We start from the raw sequence: 20,430 nt of genomic DNA on the forward strand, positions 1-20,430 counted from the left end.
AACCGTTTGAACGTTTCAGGCAGGAGGGCTCTATGCTGGATGAAAATACCGTTACTCACGCCGCGCCGGAGCCGGTTGTTGTGCTTTGCACCGCGCCGGATGAAGCCACCGCGCAGGACCTGGCCGCCAAAGCGCTGGCGGAACATCTCGCCGCCTGCGTCACGCTGCTGCCGGGCGCTACGTCGCTCTACTACTGGGAAGGGAAACTGGAACAGGAGTACGAAGTGCAGATGGTGCTGAAAAGCGACACCGCGCGTCAGCAGGCGCTACTGACGTGTCTGAAAAGCCATCATCCCTACCAGACGCCCGAACTGCTTGTCATACCTGTCATTCACGGAGACGAAGACTACCTCTCATGGCTCAACGCATCCTTACGCTGATCCTGCTTTTTTGCAGCGTTCACGCATCCGCCGGTCTTTTCAGCCAGCAAAACGCCTCACAATTTGTGCCTGCGGACCAGGCCTTCGCATTTGATTTCCAGCAGCAGCAAGACGCCCTGACGCTGAACTGGCAGATTAAGCCGGGTTACTACCTCTATCGCCAGCAGATCCGCGTCACGCCTGCGAACGCGCGCGTGGCCTCGCCCGTGCTGCCCGCAGGCGAATGGCATGAAGATGAATTCTTCGGCAAAAGCGAAATTTACCGCGACATGCTGCGCGTGCCGGTCACCGTAGAGCAGGCATCGACGGGCGCGACGCTGACCGTCACGTATCAGGGCTGCGCCGACGCGGGCTTTTGTTATCCGCCGGAGACGCGCAGCGTGCCGTTGAGCGCGGTTGAGCCACCGAAAGCCGCAGATGCCGCCGCACAACCCCGCGCTGAGCAGCCCTCGCTCTCCACCGGAGAACGAGAAGCCGTGAAGGACGACGCGCCGCCCGCGACGCTGCCTTTCTCCGCCCTCTGGGCGCTGCTTATCGGCATCGGCGTCGCCTTCACGCCCTGTGTGCTGCCGATGTACCCGCTGATTTCCGGCATCGTGCTCGGCGGCGAGAAGCGCCTCTCCACCGGGCGAGCGCTGCTGCTGGCCTTTGTCTACGTGCAGGGCATGGCGCTGACTTACACCGCGCTGGGGCTGATTGTCGCCGCCGCCGGGCTGCAATTTCAGGCGGCGCTGCAAAGCCCGTGGGTGCTGGTGACCCTCTCCGTGGTGTTTATTCTGCTGGCGCTCTCCATGTTCGGAGCTTTCACGCTGCAGCTGCCCGCATCGCTGCAAACGCGCCTGACGTTGATGAGCAACCGTCAGCGCGGCGGTTCGCCGGGCGGCGTCTTTGCGATGGGCGCGATAGCCGGGCTTATCTGCTCGCCCTGCACCACCGCGCCGCTCAGCGCCATCCTGCTTTACATCGCCCAGAGCGGCAATCTGTGGCTCGGCGGCGGCACGCTTTATCTGTACGCGCTCGGCATGGGCCTGCCGCTGATACTCGTTACCGTGTTCGGCAACCGCCTGCTGCCGAAAAGCGGCCCGTGGATGGAGCAGGTAAAAATCGCCTTCGGCTTTGTTATCCTCGCCCTTCCCGTGTTTCTGCTGGAACGCGTGCTGGGTGACGTCTGGGGGCTACGGCTCTGGAGCGCGCTTGGCGTCGCGTGTTTTGGGTGGGCGTTTATCGCAAGCCTCAGCGCCGTCAAACCCTGGATGCGCGCGGTGCAAATTGTACTACTGGGCGCCGCGCTGATTTGCGCGCGTCCGCTGCAGGACTGGGCCTTCGGCGCACCCACGGCCGAAACGCAGGCGCACCTGACGTTTACGCGTATCGCGACAGAAGGCGATCTCGAGCGGGCGCTGGCGCAGGCGAAGGGCAAGCCGGTCATGCTCGATCTCTACGCCGACTGGTGCGTCGCCTGCAAAGAGTTTGAGAAATACACGTTCAGCGCACCCGAGGTGCGGCGCGCGCTCGACGGTGCCGTGCTGTTACAGGCCGATGTCACCGCCAATCGACCAGCGGATGTCGCGCTCCTGAAGCGCCTGAACGTCCTCGGACTGCCTACGATTATTTTCTTCGATGCGCAGGGCAACGAGGTCGCTAATGCACGTGTTACCGGCTTTATGGACGCGTCCGCGTTCGCCACGCATTTGCACAATCGCCTGCGGTAAACAACACTTGAGTGGGAGAAACCGTTGGGCTAAACGGAGAGGAGTAAACCGTGCAACGTGAAGAAGTGCTGGAGCAGGCCCTGCATGTCCTTGAACAGGAAGGGATTGCCAATACCACACCTGAAATGGTGGCCGCTGCCGCGCAGTGTCCGACGGAAGAGATGCAGCGCTACTGGCCGGATCGCGAAGCGCTGTTGTATGACGCGCTGCGCTATTTAAGCCAGCGCGTGGACGCCTGGCGTCGTCAGCTGATTTATGACGATACGCTGAGCGCCGAGCAAAAACTGATGGCGCGCTACCAGGCGCTGACCGATTGCGTCAGCCAGGACCGCTACCCCGGCTGTCTGTTCATCGCCGCCTGTACTTTCTATCCGGAGGCGTCGCACCCTATCCATCAGCTGGCGGATAATCAAAAGCGCGCCGCGTATCACTATACGCACGAACTGCTGACGCAGCTGGAAGTGGACGACCCGGCGATGGTCGCCGAGCAGATGGAACTGGTGCTGGAAGGCTGCCTGAGCCGGCTGCTGGTGAAACGCAGCCAGGCCGATGTCGACACCGCGCGTCGTCTCGCCGAAGATATCCTGCGTTTCGCGCAGTGCCGTCAGGGCGGTGCCCTGACCTGAGACGCGCTGACCGGCCTTTTTGCCTGAAAATCAGCCAGTCAGCACAGTTTCAGGGATTTTTTATGACAAAGCCGTTGACGCCTTCGGGCCTTTACGGTTTAATGCGCCCCGTTGCCCGGATAGCTCAGTCGGTAGAGCAGGGGATTGAAAATCCCCGTGTCCTTGGTTCGATTCCGAGTCCGGGCACCACTTATTCAGAAAAACCAGCCCTAGGGCTGGTTTTTTGCTTTGGTGAATTCGGACTCTTCATCGAACTGCGTTCGATTCACTCGTCGCCTCCCTGCGACTCGCCCTGCGGGCAGCGCGGCGCGCTGTGCAAAAACGCTCCCGGCGTTTTTGTCCGGTCCGGGCACCACTTATTCAGAAAAACCAGCCCCAGGGCTGGTTTTTTGCTTTTGGAGATCCGGACTCTCCATCGAACGCCGTTCGATTCACTCGTCGCCTCCCTTCCCTCTTTCCCGCTGGCCTGCGCGGCTGACATCGTTATACTTGCTGGATGCTTATTTACGGGATATCCGCATGTCGACTGCCATCCTGAACCGCCGCTGGCAACGCCCCGGCGCGCTGCTGCTGGCGTTCTGCGCGCTGGGCGCGGCGTTTTTGCTCTGGCACCACTGGGGCGCGTTTCTTCAGTGGGCGTTCAGCCTGCAAGTCGCTCTGCATCGTTATCTGGTGCTCTATCTTTTGCAGCTCAACAACCATCAATACACGGGCGGCGTCTGGCTTATCAGCGGCGCGTTTATTTATGGCGTGCTGCATGCTATCGGGCCGGGTCACGGCAAATTTATCGTCAGCGCTTACCTCGCCACTAACCGCGAAAGCCTCTTCGCCGCACGGCTGGTGCCGCTCGCGGGCAGCCTGATGCAGGGCGTCAGCGCCATCGCGTTTGTGTTTATTCTGGCGGTGGGCTTTAACCTCGCGTCGGGCGATCTCAGCCAGAGCCGCTGGTATCTTGAAAAGGCGAGCGCGCTGCTTATCGGCGCGTTCGGGCTGTTTCTCATTCTGCGCGCGTTGCGCAGCCTGCGCGCCCCGACACTCAATATTCATGCGCTTACGCCGGTCGGGTCGCATCCGGAGCACTGCGGCTGCGGCCATCACGGCGTCGGCAGAACGCAGGACGACAGCGACTGGCGCACCCGGCTGGGTGTGATTTTCGCCATCGGCGCGCGGCCCTGCAGCGGCGCCATCATGATTATGCTGTTCGCCAACGCGCTCGGCATGGTGAGCTGGGGCATCGCGGCGGTCATGACAATGGCGCTTGGCACAGCGCTCTCCATTATGGCGCTGTCGCTCGGCGTGCAGTATGCGCGCAACGCCACCACGCGGCTGTTCGGCGCGCAGACGACGCCGCGCCAGGCACAGCGTATCGCTGCGCTGCTGCGTATCGCGGGCGGGCTGGCGCTGCTGCTGTTCGCCGCCGTGCTGTTTGCCACCGTTATCCCGGTCAGCGCGGGCGGCGACTATATCGCCGCCGGTTGTTGAGCGCGTAATGCCACAACCGGATAACAGGTGAAGACGCCCTCGCCTGCTACACTCGAAAACGCGAGCCGGAGGCCCGGTTTATTACTTACTTACCGCGCGGGGTAACATGATGTCTCAAAACGAATATCAGCCACCTGAAGTCTGGACCTGGGAACCACAATCTGGCGGTGCCTTTGCCAGTATCAACCGGCCTGTCGCCGGGCCGACGCATGAGAAAACGTTGCCGGTCGCCAAACATCCGCTACAGCTCTATTCCCTCGGCACGCCGAACGGCCAGAAAGTGACCATCCTGCTGGAAGAACTGCTGGCGCTCGGCATCAGCGGCGCGGAGTATGACGCGCATCTGATTCGCATCGGCGAAGGCGATCAATTCTCCAGCGGCTTTGTGGAGGTAAACCCGAACTCCAAGATCCCGGCGCTGCTGGACCGCTCGGTTACGCCGGCGGTGCGCGTGTTTGAATCCGGCGCGATCCTGCTGTATCTCGCCGACAAATTCGGCCATTTCCTGCCGGAAGATTTCGCCGGGCGCGCCGAAGCGCTGAACTGGCTGTTCTGGCTGCAGGGATCAGCGCCTTATCTCGGCGGCGGTTTCGGCCATTTCTATCACTATGCCCCGCAGAAAATCGAGTACGCGATTAACCGCTTCACCATGGAAGCCAAACGCCAGCTCGACGTACTGGATCGCCAGCTCGCGCAGCATCGCTTTATCGCGGGCGACGAGTACTCCATCGCCGACATCGCCATCTGGCCGTGGTATGGCAATATCGTTATCGGCGGGCTGTATGAAGCGAGCAAGTTCCTCCAGGCTGATGAATACAAAAACGTGAAGCGCTGGGCCGAAGAAGTGGCGCAGCGTCCGGCGGTACAGCGCGGGCGTATCGTTAACCGCACCTGGGGGCCGCTTAACGAGCAGCTTCACGAGCGGCACGACGCTTCGGATTTTGAGCGCAACACCGAAGACAAACGCGGCGCATAAGCCACAAAAAAGCCTCGTCAGTGACGAGGCTTTTTTATGCGCGTAACCTCATGAACCGTTAGCGCAGATCTTTCACCGCAACGTGATCCATATCGTCGAATACCTGGTTTTCGCCCACCATGCCCCAGATAAAGGTGTAGGCACGCGTGCCGACGCCGGAGTGAATCGACCAGCTCGGCGAAATCACTGCCTGCTCGTTTTGCACCACGATATGACGCGTCTCCTGCGGCTGGCCCATCATGTGAAACACGCAGCTGTTCTCTTCGAGACCGAAGTAGAAATAGACCTCCATGCGGCGCTCATGCGTGTGGCACGGCATCGTGTTCCACAGGTTGCCCGGCGCGAGCTCGGTTAGCCCCATGCTGAGCTGACAGGTTTCCAGCACATCAGGAATGAAATATTTATTGATGGTACGGCGGTTGCTGGTGACGTCCTCGCCAAGATGCACCGGCGAAACATCCGCCGGCGTGACGCGCCTGGTCGGGAAGCTCGTATGCGCCGGGGCGCAGTTATAGTAAAAACGGGCCGGATTCGCCGCCTCTACGCTCGCAAACACCACTTCCTGCGCGCCCTTGCCGACGTACAGCCCGTCGCGGCTGTTCATCTCATAACGGGTGCCATCCACCGTGATAACGCCCGGCCCGCCGATATTAATCACGCCCAGTTCGCGGCGCTCCAGAAAATAACTCACGCCCAGTTGCTTGCCCACTTCGCCGCCCACGCTAACCGTGCGGTTCACCGGCATGACGCCGCCGACGATGATGCGATCGATATGGCTGTAGGTCATGGTGTACTCGTCAGCCACAAAAATCTTCTCGATTAAGAATTCTTTGCGAAGCCCGGCGGTATCCAGGGTTTTCGCGTGATCGCTATGAATGCTTTGACGAACGTCCATTCTGACTCCTCGTGACGTGCGCAGGGTAACGTCGCCCCCGCTATGTTGTAAGCGTAAAAAACTCAATTAAATAACAATCAATTTACATAAATTTGCGCTGAATTTGATGCTATCAAACGCGTGAATCAATAATGTGATCGAGATAACTAAAACGTTGTTTCATTTCTATTGAATCATTATTCCACAAGAGACATAGTAGCACCAGTTACTTCAATAACGGGATAAGTCACTGACAGACGACTCTCCATAATCATAACGCTAATGATAGCCGCAGCTGCCTCTTCGCTGCCGCCCTACGCCAAAGAAAAGAAACTAACACGATGAAAATGAATGATTTTCATCGCAGGACACTTTTGACTTTCATTCAGCCAGGCGCTGAATAATACCGCTGAGGTTTATGATGAAGATTAAAGCCACGATGGAGCGCATTCCGGGAGGGATGATGCTTATCCCGCTGTTACTTGGGGCAATGTTAAATACGTTTGCCCCGGAGACCGGGAATTATTTCGGCTCGTTTACGAAAGGAATGATTAGCGGAACGGTGCCCATCCTCGCCGTCTGGTTTTTCTGTATTGGCGCATCCATTGATTTGCGCGCGACGGGCACGGTGCTGCGTAAATCGGGCACGCTGGTCCTGACTAAAATCGCCGTGGCCTGGCTGGTGGCGATGATTGCGGCGTCTTTTATTCCGGATACCGGCATCCAGACCGGCTTTTTCGCCGGACTGTCGGTGCTGGCTATCGTCTCCGCGATGGACATGACCAACGGCGGCCTCTACGCCAGCCTGATGAACCAGTACGGTACGAAGGAAGAATCCGGCGCGTTTGTGCTGATGTCGCTGGAATCCGGCCCGCTGATGACGATGGTGATCTTAGGCTCTGCGGGGCTGGCCTCTTTCGAGCCGCATCATTTCATCGGCGCAGTGCTGCCGTTCCTGATTGGCTTCACGCTCGGCAACCTCGACCACGATCTTCGCGCTTTCTTCAGTAAAGCCACACCGGTGCTGATCCCGTTCTTCGGTTTCGCGCTTGGCAACACCATTAATCTGGGCGTGATTATGCATACCGGCCTGCTGGGCATTCTGCTGGGCGTGGCGGTGATCATCATCACCGGCATCCCGTTGATCATGGCGGATAAATTCCTGGGCGGCGGTAACGGGACGGCGGGCGTGGCGGCGTCATCGGCAGCGGGCGCTGCGGTAGCGAACCCGGTTATCATTGCGCAAATTAACCCGGCGTTTGAACCGGTGGCGGCGTCGGCCACGGCGCTGGTCGCCGCGAGCGTCATTGTTACGGCGATCCTGGTGCCCATCATCACCGCGCTCTATGCCCGGCGTGTGGCGAAACCCGTGCCAGAGGCGGAGAAAGCGCAAAGCGTCGGTACGCTGCCGCGCTAACCCCAACACCCCGCTGCGGCGGGGTGTTTTTTGCGCTTTACAGCAGGAAAATCTCCTCCACCAGCGCGTTCGCCAGCCGCCGGGCAGAGCAGATACGCGGCATACCGAGGGAGACGCTCTGCCAGGTCTGGGTGACCGACCAGCTCACCGGATGGCGCTCGTCGTCATAGTCTGCCCCCAGCCAGCAGAGCAGATCTTTATGCTCCAGCAGGCCCGGCTGTGGCGGCATATGCATCCATTGGTGATAAAAATGCCGCGTGTGGGTCGAGGCGTCGACGCTCTGCGCCAGCCGCATCGCGCTCTCTTCATACACCGGTTGCAGCAGCGCGCTTTTCACCGAGGGCTCACTCAGGCGCAATGCGTCGCCGAAAGCGCCCCAGCGCAGCTCTTCCAGCGCCACATAGCAGCGCCCGGCGGGCGACCAGCCGTTGAACTCGCCACGCTGCCAGCGCGTCATGACATCCCTGAAATGGCGCTGCGCCGCGGCCGTGAGATCCTGCTGTCGTAACTGCGATTCCAGCCGTGCAGCGCTGTGCTGATACTGCCCGATAATCCCGTCCAGCGCCTCGGCGAAAGACGCCGAAACGCCTTTTTCACTGAGCCGCTGACGGCGCAGGGCCAGCGTCTGCGCCGTCAGACTTAACGCCAGATGCCCAGGCGGGCGCTGGCGGCTCAGCGTCGCCAGCATGTTCAGCGCGAGAATGTCCGGCGTCGCCGCAGGCGGCTCAGCCGCCGCCAGCGATTTGTGCAGCTGCTCGCGCACTTTCTGATGCTGCAGATGCGGGCGACAGTGGCGATCGTCGTCCGTCCCTTTTGCCAGATCAACCATCAGGCGCCCGTGCAAGGCGTGTAAATGTCGGCCCGGCCCTTCAACGAGTGAACCGTTCATGGCGTTCAGTGCTCCACGGAAAACAGCGTCAGAATGTCATCCTGCAGTAAACGGGCGTCTTCATTAATATCACGCGCGGTCCGCGCGCATTGCTGAAGCTGCTCGCGCAGCGCATCGCGTGACGTTTCGCTCTGCTGGCGCGCCGTCAGGCTCTGCTTGAGATTTGCCTCAATGGCCGCCATCGCCATCTGGAATTCCGCGAAAAAGGTCGCCATGCCCGCCGTCACGGAGATATCCACCTGCGCATTCATCGCCTGGCGGATCTGCGCGCAGAAGCGGCTGACATAGCGGCTCAGCGTCTGTTTGAGCTGCGGCAGGTCGATAACGTAACGCGAACGCATCGCCGTACAATCATCCCAGCCCAGATCGTTGCTGTTCAGCCAGCGGGCCACGGTGCCGCGCACGCCGTTATTACGCGGGGCGGTGGCGACCGGCACGCTCTCTTCTTCAATCACATCGTTAAACAACTGGTGCGCGTTGAAATTAAGCTGGCTGCGCTGGAATACCGGCAGCGTGATATGCGCGCGAAAACCGGTGCGACGCAGCCCTTCCGTCACGCGCTGCTCCAGCGGCGCCAGGGCCGTACGCAGGATATCGCCGAGCGCGGTTTCCAGCTCGCTGAAATGGGCCGCCAGGTCACGGGTCAGGTTTTCCTGTACCGATAACAGGATCAACTCGCAGGAGGCGCGGATTTTATGCAGCAGCATCCGGGCGTCGCTCTCCTGGTCCAGATGAAGCTGTTCGCTGCCCGCATCGAAATCGCGACCCCAGGTCACCGCGCGGCGTACCGGGCTGCTGAGAGAGAGTGGCGGCACGTTACCGGTGTCGAAATAGCTGGCGATATCCGCCAGCACCTTTTGCTCGTGACCCGCGATGTTCTCCGACGCGCGCGCCAGCGCCTGAACGACCTGCTCCTGAATGGCTTTGCTGGCGTCTGCCTGGGAACGTTGTAGCTGTGCGATGTCATTCTTCATTTGAGAAATACTCTCCACCAGTTGGTCATTTGCGATATCCAGCCCCTGACAGCGAAAGTCCAGGTAGTCTCGGGTGCATTGCGCATAGTAAATTAATTTTGCGCAGGCCGAACGCAGCGCATAGAGCGAAGCGTGAGCGTGCGCCGTGTGCAAAATAGCGCGGATGGGCGCTTCAAAAAGGGAATCCTCCCAGAGCAGGTCGGCGGCGTGGCGCAGGTGTTCGGCGTCAGAGAAATCCGCGCTGCGCCAGCGGCGGCCGAGCGCCGCCTCGGCGAAGTCCTGCACCCAGCGCTGTTCCTCGTGAGGCGGCAGGCAGCCCTGCGCCGCCAGCTCCTGACGCGCGCGGTTGGCCAGATAGCCCCACATGGAGGAGACGGGGAAAATATGCGCCGGATCGATAGCGCCTTTCATTAGCGTGCCGGCAATCAGCGCCCGCACCTGATCTTCATCGTCGCTGTTGCGATCCATCTGATCGAATTTATTCACCAGGGCGTAGAGCGGTACCGACTCACCCACCGCCGCCAGCGCCAGGCGCACCTCCTCGTCGGAGGTCGATTTCAGCTGGGTGTAATCCATCACGGCGAGAACCGCCGAAGCGCGGGCGATTTGCTCCTGCAACATTTTTTGCAGATGCGGCTGTCCGGCTTCGTTCGGGCCTGGGGTGTCGAGCAGCGTCAGCTGACCCAGCCCGCGCTCCATCCCGGCCAGGTGGGTAAACTCCACTTCTATCACCGGAATGTGTTCAATAGCCGCGTAAGCGCGAAACGGAAAAGGCACGTCCAGCACGCCCGAGAGACGCACCAGATCGTTTAAGCTTTTCAGGCAGTGAAAAATCGGCTGGGCGCCGAGGTAGTGTTTTTCAAACGAGGTGCCGTTCAGGATGCGCGCCAGCAGGGCGTCCATATCGCGATCGATTTCAAGACGCTGCGTCAGGGTGTCGCGCGAGGCGTTCTGCAAACGCGCGCGCAACGCCTGCATCAGCGTTTCGATAGGTCCGGCGTGCGAAAAGTGCAGCACCGGCTCCTTCTGACCCGGCGTGTGGCGGATAAGCGTCGGCAGCGCCGTCATCGGGCGGTTGCGGTTGGGCAGCACTTCTTTACCGACAATCGCGTTAATGGTGGTCGACTTACCCGCCTTCATCGTGCCGACAATCGCGAGCACCATCTCCTGATGGGTGGTTTTTCGAAGCTCGGCCTGCAGCATCTCCTGCTGGGCTTCCATACCACGCAAAGAAAAATGAAGCGGATGCACGGTTGCGCAAGCGTAGCTGGCGGCGTTCCCACGGTCGTCCTGTACCGCCAGCGGCACTTTTTTCATGGCGCTGAGATTACGCAGCGCCAGTTGAAGTAGCCGTTCCGCTTCCTGATTCATTTCAAATACAGTCTGTGTGTGCATGAAAAATCTTTCCTTAACACAAATTAAATGACCTTTTGCCTTATCTTTTTATTAGCTCAATGCGGCTTTTATAATTACGTGTGGAAAATATCCTGCGCGTCACAACGACACCCGATGAAAACTGGCGTAAAAAATGCCATACCATCGTTGTGGTAAAATAAGCATGAGACGATGAGAAACGTTTCTGAACCTTCATCTTCGTCAGGAAACCAAATAATCACTCTGTGATACCAGAGAGCTGAGCGGTTTTTCAGAGCGAAAGAATATATCCTCACATCGGCCATTTCACAAAAATGTTCCGACTTCAGGGGATGGATTTAATAATACAAATCTACATTAACCGCTCCAGAATAACACCGCCTGGCAATAAATCACGATATATGTTTTATCGCGAACCGGAAAATTGTAACGCGGCCTGCGGCTTCGCCGCGCCAGACACGTTTGCGCCGCAGACAGGCCCGTAAAAGGTAAGGTTTTAGGGTATAATCCCGCCTTTCGCGCGCGTCGCGTCAGCGAGCGCTTCTTGTGCAGCCCTCTTTTGCTGCCCCGTTGGTTCATTTTAAGGAGTCACCATGTCCCTGCCCGCCTGCCCGCAATGCGGTTCTGAGTATACCTATCTGGATAATAATCTTTACGTCTGCCCTGAATGCGCCCACGAATGGCGCGACGGCGAGGCCGCCGCCGACAGCGACGCGCTGGTAGTGAAAGACGCTAACGGCAACCTGCTTGCCGACGGCGACAGCGTGACAATTGCTAAGGATCTCAAGGTCAAAGGCAGCTCGTCGATGCTGAAAATCGGCACTAAAGTGAAAAATATCCGCCTGGTGGAAGGCGATCATAATATCGACTGCAAAATCGACGGTTTCGGCCCGATGAAGCTCAAATCTGAGTTCGTCAAAAAAAGCTGACGCCTCGCCAGGCCGCATTTCTCCTGGGCTGGCAGCCAGCGCTGCCAGTTCAGAAGCCAGAGCGCCGCAAACCAACTGGACGGAGCTCTGGGCAGAATAAAATAGCGCGCTCGCCCGATTTATCCCTGATTTTTTTAAGCCTGATTTATTCGTACCCGGGTATCGTTAACACGATCCGACGCTTATTTTCACGTTTATTCTAAAAAAATAATGAAAAAATCCTCCAAAGCGGCATAAAATAGAAACCTGAAGAGCAACGCTCGCAAATAACCTTAAAAATCAACGAAATAAATAAACCCTACATACAAATTAAGCCCTGCTTAACTTTTCGCCAGTTTCTTTTAAGAATATTATTAGAGCGCCACATTTAAATGTTAAATGCACGCCGATAAATATAATCACAAAAACAATTAAATAAAATAGCACTGCGCATTCCGGGCTGACATATAATAACCGATAAAAGCAAAACCCTTTATTTAAAGCAGCAGGCTGTTCTTTTTTCTTACCTGACTTAAGCCCAATATTATCTCCTCTCATCGATGATTCCGTTAAAGGCAGCGCGATCGTCTTCTGCCTTTATTGCGTCACAATTCATCGGGCTGTCATGTTTGTTTAACAATAGGGTCATATTAGGCGGTCAGGATGTGCCGCAACCTGCATCCGGCAACGTCTGCTGACGTCACGCCGCGATGCGCAGCAGTATGGAGAACCTGATGACGTTAAATACCGACTTTGATTCACCGGTGCACGATGCGCAACAGTGCTTTCGTCGCCTGCTAAAGGCCATGAGCGAGCCTGGCGTGATTGTATCGCTGCAACTGCTTCGTCACGGCTGGCAGCCGCTCGGCGTGGCGACCACCAGCGTGCTGCTCACAATGACCGACAGCGATACGCCCGTCTGGCTGTCCCCTGGCCTGACAAATGACATTGTGCGCTCTAATCTGCGCTTTCATACCGGCACGCGGATCGCCGAAACGCCGGACGACGCGGTGTTCGCCGTGGCTGATGACAATCTTAGCCCGCTGCTGCCCGACCGACTGGCCCACGGCAGCGCCATCGCGCCGGAGCACAGCGCCACCCTGATTTTGCAGGTCAACAGCCTGAGCGGCGGGCGAATGCTGCGCCTCACGGGCGCGGGCATTGCGGAAGAGCGCATGATCGCGCCGCAGCTGCCGGAGTGCATTATTGAACAGCTCGCCGATCGCTTTCATGCCGGGTCGCTCGGCATCGATCTGCTGCTGACCTGCGGCGATCGTCTGCTGGCCATCCCGCGCGCGACCCACGTGGAAATCGCCGACAGCGGCCGCTAGCGATACGCGTCGTCATCCAGCCGCTGTTCTTCTTCCTCAAGACGGCGGCGTTCATCATCCAGCCGACGCTGGCGCTCATCGAGCTGCCGGTGACGCTCCTCCAGACGCCTGCGCCGCTCGTCATAGCCTGAACGGCGTTGGTCATAGCGCGTGCGATCCTCGTCGTCATAGTCGCGGTTATCCTGCGTGTCGCGGCCATCCGGGCGATAAGCCTCGTTAATCGCCTGCGTCACGGCATTCACCGTATCATCAAAAACCGAATCGAGACCGTCCGCCAGCGCGTGCGTGCTGGAGAGCGAAAGTGCGGCAAAAAGCCAGGCGTGAAGAGGTGATTTCATAATGCCAGTCCTGTGTTTGACTGGTCTTAAGGTAAAGAGGACGAAGAGAGGCAGACAGCGGAGGATTCTCAAATCGGGCGGCGTTGACCGCCGCCCGTGATATCGACTACAGCTGGTAACGCTCCATCACCTGGCGGTGACGGGTTTCATCAAGGCCGCCCGACATGGCGACATCCAGCCAGTGGATCGGGTGTTTCCACCCCTGCGTCAGTTCGCGCAGCATCGCGTCCACTTCCAGCGGCGACACCGACTGCGGCATCGCCAGCATAAAGTAGATGCCCGGCAGCGTTTCACCGCTTTCGCTGTCGGTAACCTGATAATCCGATTCGCAATGCACCCAGACTGCGCCGCCGCGCTGGCGAACGCCATTCACAAACGCGTTGAACGTCTCTTCGCCCGGATCGACGCCGTCAATAAACCAGCTCGGCGCGTAGTCGCCTGACGCAAGGGTTTTCACCACGTTATGCAGCGGGATAAAGTTCGCGCGCTCCTGCTCATCTTCCGGCGGGGTGTTGAGCAGGTTGGCGTCAAACACCACCGACTCGTTCATATGCTGCGGCGCTTTTCGCCATGACGGCTGGAAGACGCGCGCCGTCACCGGACCGGTACGCTGGGCGAAATAGAAATGCTCATCGTGGTTCTCGAAGAAGCGCAGGCGCACGGTGCCCCACTCCTCTTCGACCGGGCCTTCATCGGTGCTGAACTGCATACCAAGACGCGCACCGGCTTCGCGCACGGTCGTCCAGTCTTCGCTGGCGCTCGCCGCAGTCAGCAGATCCCACAGGATGTTGCTGGCGTCTTCTTCGCGCGCGTCCATCATCGCCACGGCATCTTTAAAATACGCGGTCGCGCGATCATGCGCTTTCTGGCGAATTGCCGCCTGGCCTGCGAGCATCAGCGGCGCGATTTTGTGCTGGCCCTGCGGCGTGGCGCGCAGCGCCTGGCTTAAGGTTTCAAGGCTTTCCCAGTCTTCCTGCGCCTGCGCGACCTGCGCTTTAAACCACAGCGCCACATGCGGCAGCGCGTCGTTGTAGGTGTCAGCCAGCGCCACAATCTCATCGTAGCGGCGTGCGTTGATGAGCGCGGAGAGCAGATGGAACAGCGGCGACGCCTCCTCCTGCGGATGACGCTTCTGCCAGTCGAGCAGGAGATCCGTCGCTTCGCCATTCGCCTGGCAGGCTTCGAGCGCCGCGGCCGCGAGCATCAACAGGTTTTCGTCGTCCGGACGCTGGGCGGAGGCCAGCATCAGCCACTGGGCTTCCTGCTCCGGATCGCGCGTGACGCCTTCCTGCTCGCCGCGCTCTTCAAGCCACGCCATCAGTGATTCGGCAGGCACCGGCAGTTCAACCTGGGTTTCCATCGCTGCGATCTGCTGCTCAAACGCGTTCAGAGCGTCATCTTCGTCATGCGGGTTACGCAGTCTGGCCGCACACGCTTTCGCCTGAGAAAGCGCACGACGCGCAATCCAGGTGGTGCCGCGCGCCAGCGCCATCGCGATATGGGTTTTCGCGACGATGATGGCTTCGCGCCAGGCCTGGGCTTCAAGGCGCTGTTCCAGAATCAGCTGCAGCGCGCTGCCGGTCTGCCAGTTGTTGTATGCCGGGTTGAGGCGCGCCAGTTGCTCCACCACGCGCACCCAGCGCATACGGTTATAGGCGGTGAGGCGATCCCAAGGCAGCAGCCATTCGCGGGCATCTTCTTCGCGGCCCATCAGCGCCAGGACTTCCGCCTTCATCATCATCATGACCTGGCGGGTCTGCTCGCTACTGTTTTCCATCTCGTCTTCGTGCAACTTATCGATGATCGCCAGCGCTTCGTCATAACGGCCCAGCAGCATCAGCGCCTGCGCTTCGTTCTCTTTCAGGCCGTTGACATCTTCTTCGCCTGCCGCGCGACGTTTTTCCATCTGCTGATGAATAAAGGCCAGCGCCTGCTCAACTTCGCCTTTGTCGATCATCGCGAAGAATTGCTCTTCCGAAAGACAAAGGAAGCAGCTGCGCAGCGGAGTAATTTTCGACAGCGTTTCCTGACAGACGGCGATACGCTCATCCGCCCAGCCCGGACCATCGACATTGCTGTAACAGGCGCTGAGATCCTGGGTAACGCAAATGGATTGCGGGCACTCCGCGGCATCGGCCTGGTGGGCGCGTTCAAACAGCGCGACGACGTCGCCGAGCGCTTTTTCGCCTTCACCGAGGTTGCCGATGCGGTGGCGCATCTCCCAGTGGCCGACCATGACTTCAATCCACGGATTGCCTGAGGTTTTTTTCAGCGCGCGCGCTTCCGGCAACAGCGCTTCGGTTTTACCGGTCTGTACTTCAACAACGGAATCGATAAGTTTATCGACATGCTGCGTTATCCAGGGTTTACCGGCTTCTTCCAGGTCTCGCTGATATTGCTCATACCATGCCCAGATATCCATTAGTTGCTTCCTTTTGTTGTCGGTGTAATAAGTTGCGCGGTGATGCAACTGAAAGTCTCCAGCGCCTGACGGAAGTCATACTCACGAGAATCTCCCGTCGCCAGAGCAAGAATAATTTTGAGGCTCTTTAACAGCTGCGTGGTGCCGGGCGCGATGGGTTGCCCGGCGCGCCAGGCCTGTGACAAGGCTTTTACCGCAGGATTGTTAAAATTGATGTAGAGCCGCACCGGCGCCTGCTGTTCGATTTTGCTGGCAAACTGGCGCGCCAGCATCAGCGCAGCGGTGCTCATGCGGCGGTCGGCGTCATCCTGTTCCAGCCGGGCTTTCAGCTCGGCGTCGCGGTTGACGACCATCACCAGCGGCAGCGTCGCGGGTTCAAAAGAGGACATCACGCACTCTTCATCGTCGCGCAGCTGCTCGCTCCACCAGGCGGCTTCGTCTTCGCTGACGTCATGCAGCGCGAACAGCTGCTCGTTGCCCGCCGAGGTGCCGACCTCCACCAGGCGCGCGCCGTAAAGCGTGGCCCAGCGGCGCAGGAACGGCACCACGGCGTAACGATAACCCAGCGCGACCGGACGCCCCGAGAGACGGAACAGCATCTCCTCAAAGCCGCCTTCTTCGCTGAGCATCACGTTCAGGGTGTTGTTCTGGCGCAGCGCCTTGACCGGCAGATCGCCCTGCGAGGTCGGAATCAACAGCTCATCTTTCAGCAGATCGAACAAACGATCGTCGCAGATGGCCGCGCCGAGGAGCGCTTCGTTATGACGCACCAGTACACGACGCCAGACGGCGGGCTGCTGTTTCGCGAGATCCGCAAGGCCGTTAATCAGCGCCTCGGTGAGCGCCGCCTGGGTGGCGTACCAGGTGACGTCGCGCTGTAAATCCTCGCGGCTGGCGGTTGGCGTCAGGCGGTTAGACTCGATAACCCCGCCGACGAAACCGGCCCAGGGCGGCAGCAGCTCGCGCGCCTGATCGTCAAGCAGCATGCCGCGCAGAAAGAGCGACAGATTGCGGTTATCGCTGGTGCCATACGTCGCGCCATCCTGCAGCCACAGCATGCCGACCGCGTCGCTGTCAGCCGAAGGCTCGACCAGCAGCGTACACAGCGGGGTAAAGGCGCGCTCAAAGCGGCTGGCGAATTCGATATTCTGCTTCTGACGCAGCGCCGGGTGCAGCGCCACGCCATCCTGCGATGCCACGCGCCACGGCGGCGTCAGGTGGTTGACGGCGGTCTGCTCGTCGCCGACAAACAGCGGCTCTTTCATTAATATGCAGTAGCGGCCCAGCACGTCGCCGAGCAGTTTGTTATTCGCCAGGTATAAGAACTCGTCTTTCAGATGCAGCGTGACGGTGGCGCCAGGCTCGCGCGGCGTCGCGGGCGTGACGCTGTAGGTTTCGCCACTGGCGGAGGCGTAAAGCCAACCTTCCTCGGGCGTTTTCCAGGAGGTGGTGTGTACCGTGACCCGCTCCGCCAGCACAAAGGCGGAAAGGAAACCGAGACCAAACATCCCGATAAGCCCGGTGTCGTCATCCTGCTGGCGTAAATGGCGGGTGTAACCCACGCCGACGGTCGCCAGGAAATCGTGGATCTCCTGTTCCGTCAGGCCTGAGCCGGTATCATGTATGACGATGGTACGGTTTTGCGTATCGCCCGTGACGCGGATCTCCGCAAGCCGGTCCGCAGCGCCCTCTTCCAGTCGTCGTCTGACAATCGCGTCGTGCGCGTTTTGCACCAGCTCGCGAATGGCGACCATTGGCGTGGAGTAAAGGTGTTTGCTGAGCACCTGCATTAACCCCGGCAAGTTCACCGGCGTCTCGTGTTGTCCTGTTAATGGCGCGGTAATGAGGTTATCCACTGTGACTCTCTGTATTTTCCGGCTGTGGTTGTCGGTAGGCCTGGCCGGGCTGCGCGCAAGCGCGTCTTCGCCTTTTCGGCAGGCATAAGAGGGAGATGATAAGGGTGTACGGACGCGGGGTATACTATCATTCCCGATAGTTTTCAGGCCCACTGGCTTGCCGTCACGCTGACTCTCTTCATAAGCATACACAATGCGGAGATTTCAGCGCGCCTGCCCGGAAATAAAATACCGTAAATAACCGCCTTTACTGGATCGTGTAATAACACCCTGTTACACGAGCTGTTATTTAAAAGTATTTTAAAATGCGAGCGTTATTCCAGAAACCCTGCAAATGGTGCATCAGGAGTTACATGATGCTTTTATATAAAAATCCAGGTGAAGGAGTATTATAAGCGCGGGTGCTTAAGGCTTTCTGTCTTAAGCAAACGTGAGGGACAGAAAGAAGAAAGCCCCGGACAATATTTCTATTAACCCGAGGCTATCCCTCAACTCCCAACAAGTTGAGATTAGCCGCTTACTCATCGAATGACAAGGAGTAAAAGGCATGATGCCACTGCGTTATTTACTGGCCTGTTTATTAGTGGTCTGCGTAACTATTTTGATTTTTGCTTTAATGAATCGGGGTTGTTATGCGAATTTACCCTCAGAAGCGGCAACCAGGAGGTGGCAGCTATGCTTTCCTGTAAGGACAAGTAAGGCTCTCCCGGGCGGGGTTTCCTCGCCCGGCAAGCCGGGCGTTGAGGACTTAACGCACCCATTTTTTCTGCTCGCATAATGGGGTCTGCTCGTAGGTTTATGAGATTTTATTGCGCTAAAAACGGCACGTATATTCATATTACTCTACAGCCCTTTAATATCCATCACCAAAATAAATGCAGCAAACCCGCATTAAATTACATTTGAATTTTTATTTAAATCAGGCGTGATGATCATTATGATGGGCGTCGGCTTAAGACTTTCTGTCTTAAGCCGACGCGAGGGACAGAAAGAAGAAAGCCCCGGGCAATATTCCTATTAACCCGAGGCTATCCCTCAACTCCGACAAGTTGAAATTAGCCGCTTACTCGCCGAAAGGCAAGGAGTAAAAGGCATGAAGCCACTCAAATATCTGTTCGCATGTTTCGTTGTATTTTGCGTCACGATATTAATTTTCGCTTTAATTAACCACGGCACGTTATGTGAGTTAACGATAAAGCACGGAAATAAGGAGGTGGCGGCACGGCTTGCCTGCTCTGACCGGTAATGCTTTCCGGGCGGAGTTCGCTCCGCCCGACTTGCTGGCGTTGAGTGCTTAACGCACCCGTTTTTACGGTTATCGGCCTGTCGCCACTGGCGGTGCGCCGCCTTGTTTACACCGCCTTGTTTTACGCCGACATCATTGGTGGGCTGGCAAAGTCGTAAACGTCTCGTACGCGGTATTCAGCACGCCGCCGGGCAATAAAAAAACCCCGCCGGAGCGGGGTTTGCAGAACAGTACGCGCAAAGCCTTAAGTGCGGCGCGTTAATCGTTGGCGGTACTGTCGAACCGGCCAAGCACCTCGCGCTCATAAGCCTGCGCTTTTTTGCGGTCGAATTTATGCTCCCACTTGGCGATAACCAGCACCGCCAGCGCGTTGCCCACCACGTTCAGCGCGGTGCGCGCCATGTCGAGGATACGGTCAACGCCCGCGATAAAGGCCAGGCCTTCCAGCGGAATACCGACGCTGCCAAGCGTCGCCAGCAACACCACAAAAGAGACGCCCGGTACGCCGGCGATCCCTTTTGAGGTCACCATCAGCGTCAGCACCAGGATAATTTCCTGGCCCAGCGACAGCTCAATTCCGTAAAGCTGCGCGATGAAAATCGCCGCGATGCTCTGATAAAGCGTTGAGCCGTCGAGGTTAAACGAGTAGCCGGTCGGCACCACGAAGCTCGTAATAGACGCAGGCGCGCCGTAGGCTTCCATTTTTTCGATAATACGCGGCAGCACGCTTTCGGAGCTCGCCGTGGAGTACGCCAGGATCAGCTCATCTTTCAGGATGCGGATCAGCGTCCATACGCGTAGCCCACACATCCGCGCGACCGCGCCCAGCACCACCAGCGCGAAGAACAGAATCGCCACGTAGACCAGGATAACCAGCTTGGCGAGCGGCCACAGCGATGCGAAACCAAAGTTCGCCACCGTCACCGAGATCAGCGCAAACACCCCCACCGGTGCATAACGCATCACCATATGGGTGACTTTAAACATGGTTTCGGAAACAGAGCGGAACACGGTCACCAGCGGCTCACGGTGCGTGGCCGGGAGCGAAGACAGCCCTAAGCCGAACAGTACCGAGAAGAAGATGATCGGCAGCATCTCGCCCTTCGCCATCGAGGCGAAAATGTTGGTCGGCACCAGCGACAGGATCGTACCCATCAGGCCGTGAGCGTGGCTCTGCACCTCTTCGGTCGTATGCTGATATTTTGAAATATCCACGGCCGCCAGCTGCGACATATCGATGCCGCTGCCCGGCTGAAACACGTTCGCAAGCGTAATACCAATGACGATCGCGACGGTCGTGATCACTTCAAAATAGAGGATGGTTTTCGCGCCGATACGTCCAAGCTGTTTCGCATCACCGACACCGGCAATGCCCACCACCAGCGTGGAGATAACAATCGGCACCACAATCATTTTGATCAAATGAATAAAAATGTCGCCGGCGGGCGAAAGAAGATTAGTGACCAGCCATTCGCGGCTATCCGCCTGATAATGAAGAAAACTGCCCAGAAGAATACCCAGCACCAGAGCCAGCAGGATCTGCCAGGCCAGGCTGATTTTACTGTTTTTCATAACGACTTTACTTCCTAAATTACAGCGCCATTCCCACGCGTGCTCCAGTGAGA

At 58.3% G+C, this 20,430-nt stretch carries 17 protein-coding genes and 1 tRNA gene; 10 read left to right on the forward strand and 8 right to left on the reverse strand.

Annotated elements, in window-relative coordinates; all coding sequences use genetic code 11:
* Positions 1-32: 32 nt before the first annotated feature.
* From cutA to yghU, 6 genes are all read left to right on the forward strand, one after another.
* On the forward strand, positions 33-380 hold the full coding sequence (cutA, locus tag AFK67_RS18195) for a divalent cation tolerance protein CutA (RefSeq protein ID WP_007722873.1): 348 nt from the start codon (positions 33-35) through the stop codon (positions 378-380).
* A complete protein-coding gene (locus AFK67_RS18200) occupies positions 356-2,092 on the forward strand; it encodes a protein-disulfide reductase DsbD (protein WP_007722870.1) in 1,737 nt (578 codons plus the stop codon). The genes cutA and AFK67_RS18200 overlap by 25 nt, the downstream gene beginning before the upstream one ends.
* A 50-nt stretch (positions 2,093-2,142) precedes the next feature.
* The gene (locus tag AFK67_RS18205) at positions 2,143-2,718 is read left to right on the forward strand and encodes a transcriptional regulator (protein ID WP_007722867.1); all 576 of its coding nucleotides are present in this window, start codon (positions 2,143-2,145) and stop codon (positions 2,716-2,718) included.
* A gap of 113 nt (positions 2,719-2,831) precedes the next feature.
* Positions 2,832-2,907: transfer RNA gene (locus AFK67_RS18210), tRNA-Phe, on the forward strand.
* A gap of 330 nt (positions 2,908-3,237) precedes the next feature.
* A complete protein-coding gene (locus AFK67_RS18215) occupies positions 3,238-4,200 on the forward strand; it encodes a nickel/cobalt transporter (RefSeq protein WP_038884565.1) in 963 nt (320 codons plus the stop codon).
* Positions 4,201-4,309: 109 nt separating this feature from the next.
* Complete coding sequence (yghU, locus tag AFK67_RS18220) at positions 4,310-5,176, forward strand: glutathione-dependent disulfide-bond oxidoreductase (protein WP_032967721.1); 867 nt, start codon at positions 4,310-4,312, stop codon at positions 5,174-5,176.
* A gap of 58 nt (positions 5,177-5,234) precedes the next feature.
* On the opposite strand, the gene kduI is transcribed toward yghU, so the two are convergent.
* Complete coding sequence (gene kduI, locus AFK67_RS18225; RefSeq protein WP_007734869.1) at positions 5,235-6,071, reverse strand: 5-dehydro-4-deoxy-D-glucuronate isomerase; 837 nt, start codon at positions 6,069-6,071, stop codon at positions 5,235-5,237.
* Positions 6,072-6,471: 400 nt separating this feature from the next.
* On the opposite strand from kduI, the gene kdgT reads away from it, so the two are divergent.
* Positions 6,472-7,467 carry a 2-keto-3-deoxygluconate transporter gene (gene kdgT / locus AFK67_RS18230; RefSeq protein WP_007734860.1) on the forward strand — a complete coding sequence of 332 codons (996 nt, stop codon included), beginning with the start codon at positions 6,472-6,474 and terminating at the stop codon, positions 7,465-7,467.
* A 37-nt stretch (positions 7,468-7,504) separates the two neighbouring features.
* Here the strand turns inward: kdgT and AFK67_RS18235 are convergent, their stop codons facing one another.
* Both AFK67_RS18235 and crfC read right to left on the reverse strand, forming a co-directional pair.
* The gene (locus AFK67_RS18235) at positions 7,505-8,356 is read right to left on the reverse strand and encodes a diguanylate cyclase regulator RdcB family protein (protein WP_032967720.1); all 852 of its coding nucleotides are present in this window, start codon (positions 8,354-8,356) and stop codon (positions 7,505-7,507) included.
* 5 nt (positions 8,357-8,361) lie between these two features.
* Positions 8,362-10,725 (reverse strand): clamp-binding protein CrfC, encoded by a 2,364-nt coding sequence (gene crfC, locus AFK67_RS18240; protein WP_007734856.1) that lies wholly within the window; start codon positions 10,723-10,725, stop codon positions 8,362-8,364.
* Positions 10,726-11,297: 572 nt separating this feature from the next.
* Between crfC and AFK67_RS18245 the strand changes: the two genes are divergently transcribed.
* Entirely contained in the window at positions 11,298-11,633 is a 336-nt protein-coding gene (locus AFK67_RS18245) for a zinc ribbon domain-containing protein YjdM (RefSeq protein WP_007711909.1), read from the forward strand.
* A gap of 309 nt (positions 11,634-11,942) precedes the next feature.
* Here the strand turns inward: AFK67_RS18245 and AFK67_RS22980 are convergent, their stop codons facing one another.
* Positions 11,943-12,170: a hypothetical protein gene (locus AFK67_RS22980; RefSeq protein ID WP_134792903.1), complete on the reverse strand. Its 228-nt coding sequence runs from the start codon at positions 12,168-12,170 to the stop codon at positions 11,943-11,945.
* 176 nt (positions 12,171-12,346) lie between these two features.
* On the opposite strand from AFK67_RS22980, the gene phnH reads away from it, so the two are divergent.
* Positions 12,347-12,943 carry a phosphonate C-P lyase system protein PhnH gene (gene phnH / locus AFK67_RS18250; RefSeq protein ID WP_032966401.1) on the forward strand — a complete coding sequence of 199 codons (597 nt, stop codon included), beginning with the start codon at positions 12,347-12,349 and terminating at the stop codon, positions 12,941-12,943.
* Here phnH and yjdP read toward each other — a convergent pair.
* The 3 genes from yjdP to AFK67_RS18265 all read right to left on the reverse strand — a co-directional run bounded on the left by yjdP (position 12,940) and on the right by AFK67_RS18265 (position 17,559).
* Entirely contained in the window at positions 12,940-13,281 is a 342-nt protein-coding gene (gene yjdP, locus AFK67_RS18255) for a DDRRRQL repeat protein YjdP (RefSeq protein ID WP_007711905.1), read from the reverse strand. The genes phnH and yjdP overlap by 4 nt on opposite strands.
* A gap of 106 nt (positions 13,282-13,387) precedes the next feature.
* Complete coding sequence (locus AFK67_RS18260; protein ID WP_007711902.1) at positions 13,388-15,703, reverse strand: ATP-binding protein; 2,316 nt, start codon at positions 15,701-15,703, stop codon at positions 13,388-13,390.
* Positions 15,703-17,559, reverse strand: coding sequence for an ATP-binding protein (locus AFK67_RS18265; RefSeq protein WP_007711899.1), 1,857 nt, complete (start codon positions 17,557-17,559; stop codon positions 15,703-15,705). Before AFK67_RS18265 ends, AFK67_RS18260 begins: the two co-directional genes overlap by 1 nt.
* A gap of 1,093 nt (positions 17,560-18,652) precedes the next feature.
* On the opposite strand from AFK67_RS18265, the gene AFK67_RS18270 reads away from it, so the two are divergent.
* Positions 18,653-18,805: a Hok/Gef family protein gene (locus AFK67_RS18270; RefSeq protein WP_032966408.1), complete on the forward strand. Its 153-nt coding sequence runs from the start codon at positions 18,653-18,655 to the stop codon at positions 18,803-18,805.
* A gap of 258 nt (positions 18,806-19,063) precedes the next feature.
* Here AFK67_RS18270 and gltP read toward each other — a convergent pair whose 3' ends face one another.
* On the reverse strand, positions 19,064-20,377 hold the full coding sequence (gltP, locus tag AFK67_RS18275) for a glutamate/aspartate:proton symporter GltP (RefSeq protein ID WP_032966412.1): 1,314 nt from the start codon (positions 20,375-20,377) through the stop codon (positions 19,064-19,066).
* Between the last annotated feature and the right edge of the window lie 53 nt (positions 20,378-20,430).

Origin of the sequence: Cronobacter dublinensis subsp. dublinensis LMG 23823 (genome assembly GCF_001277235.1) — a bacterium.
In the GTDB taxonomy this organism is placed as follows: Bacteria; Pseudomonadota; Gammaproteobacteria; order Enterobacterales; family Enterobacteriaceae; genus Cronobacter; species Cronobacter dublinensis.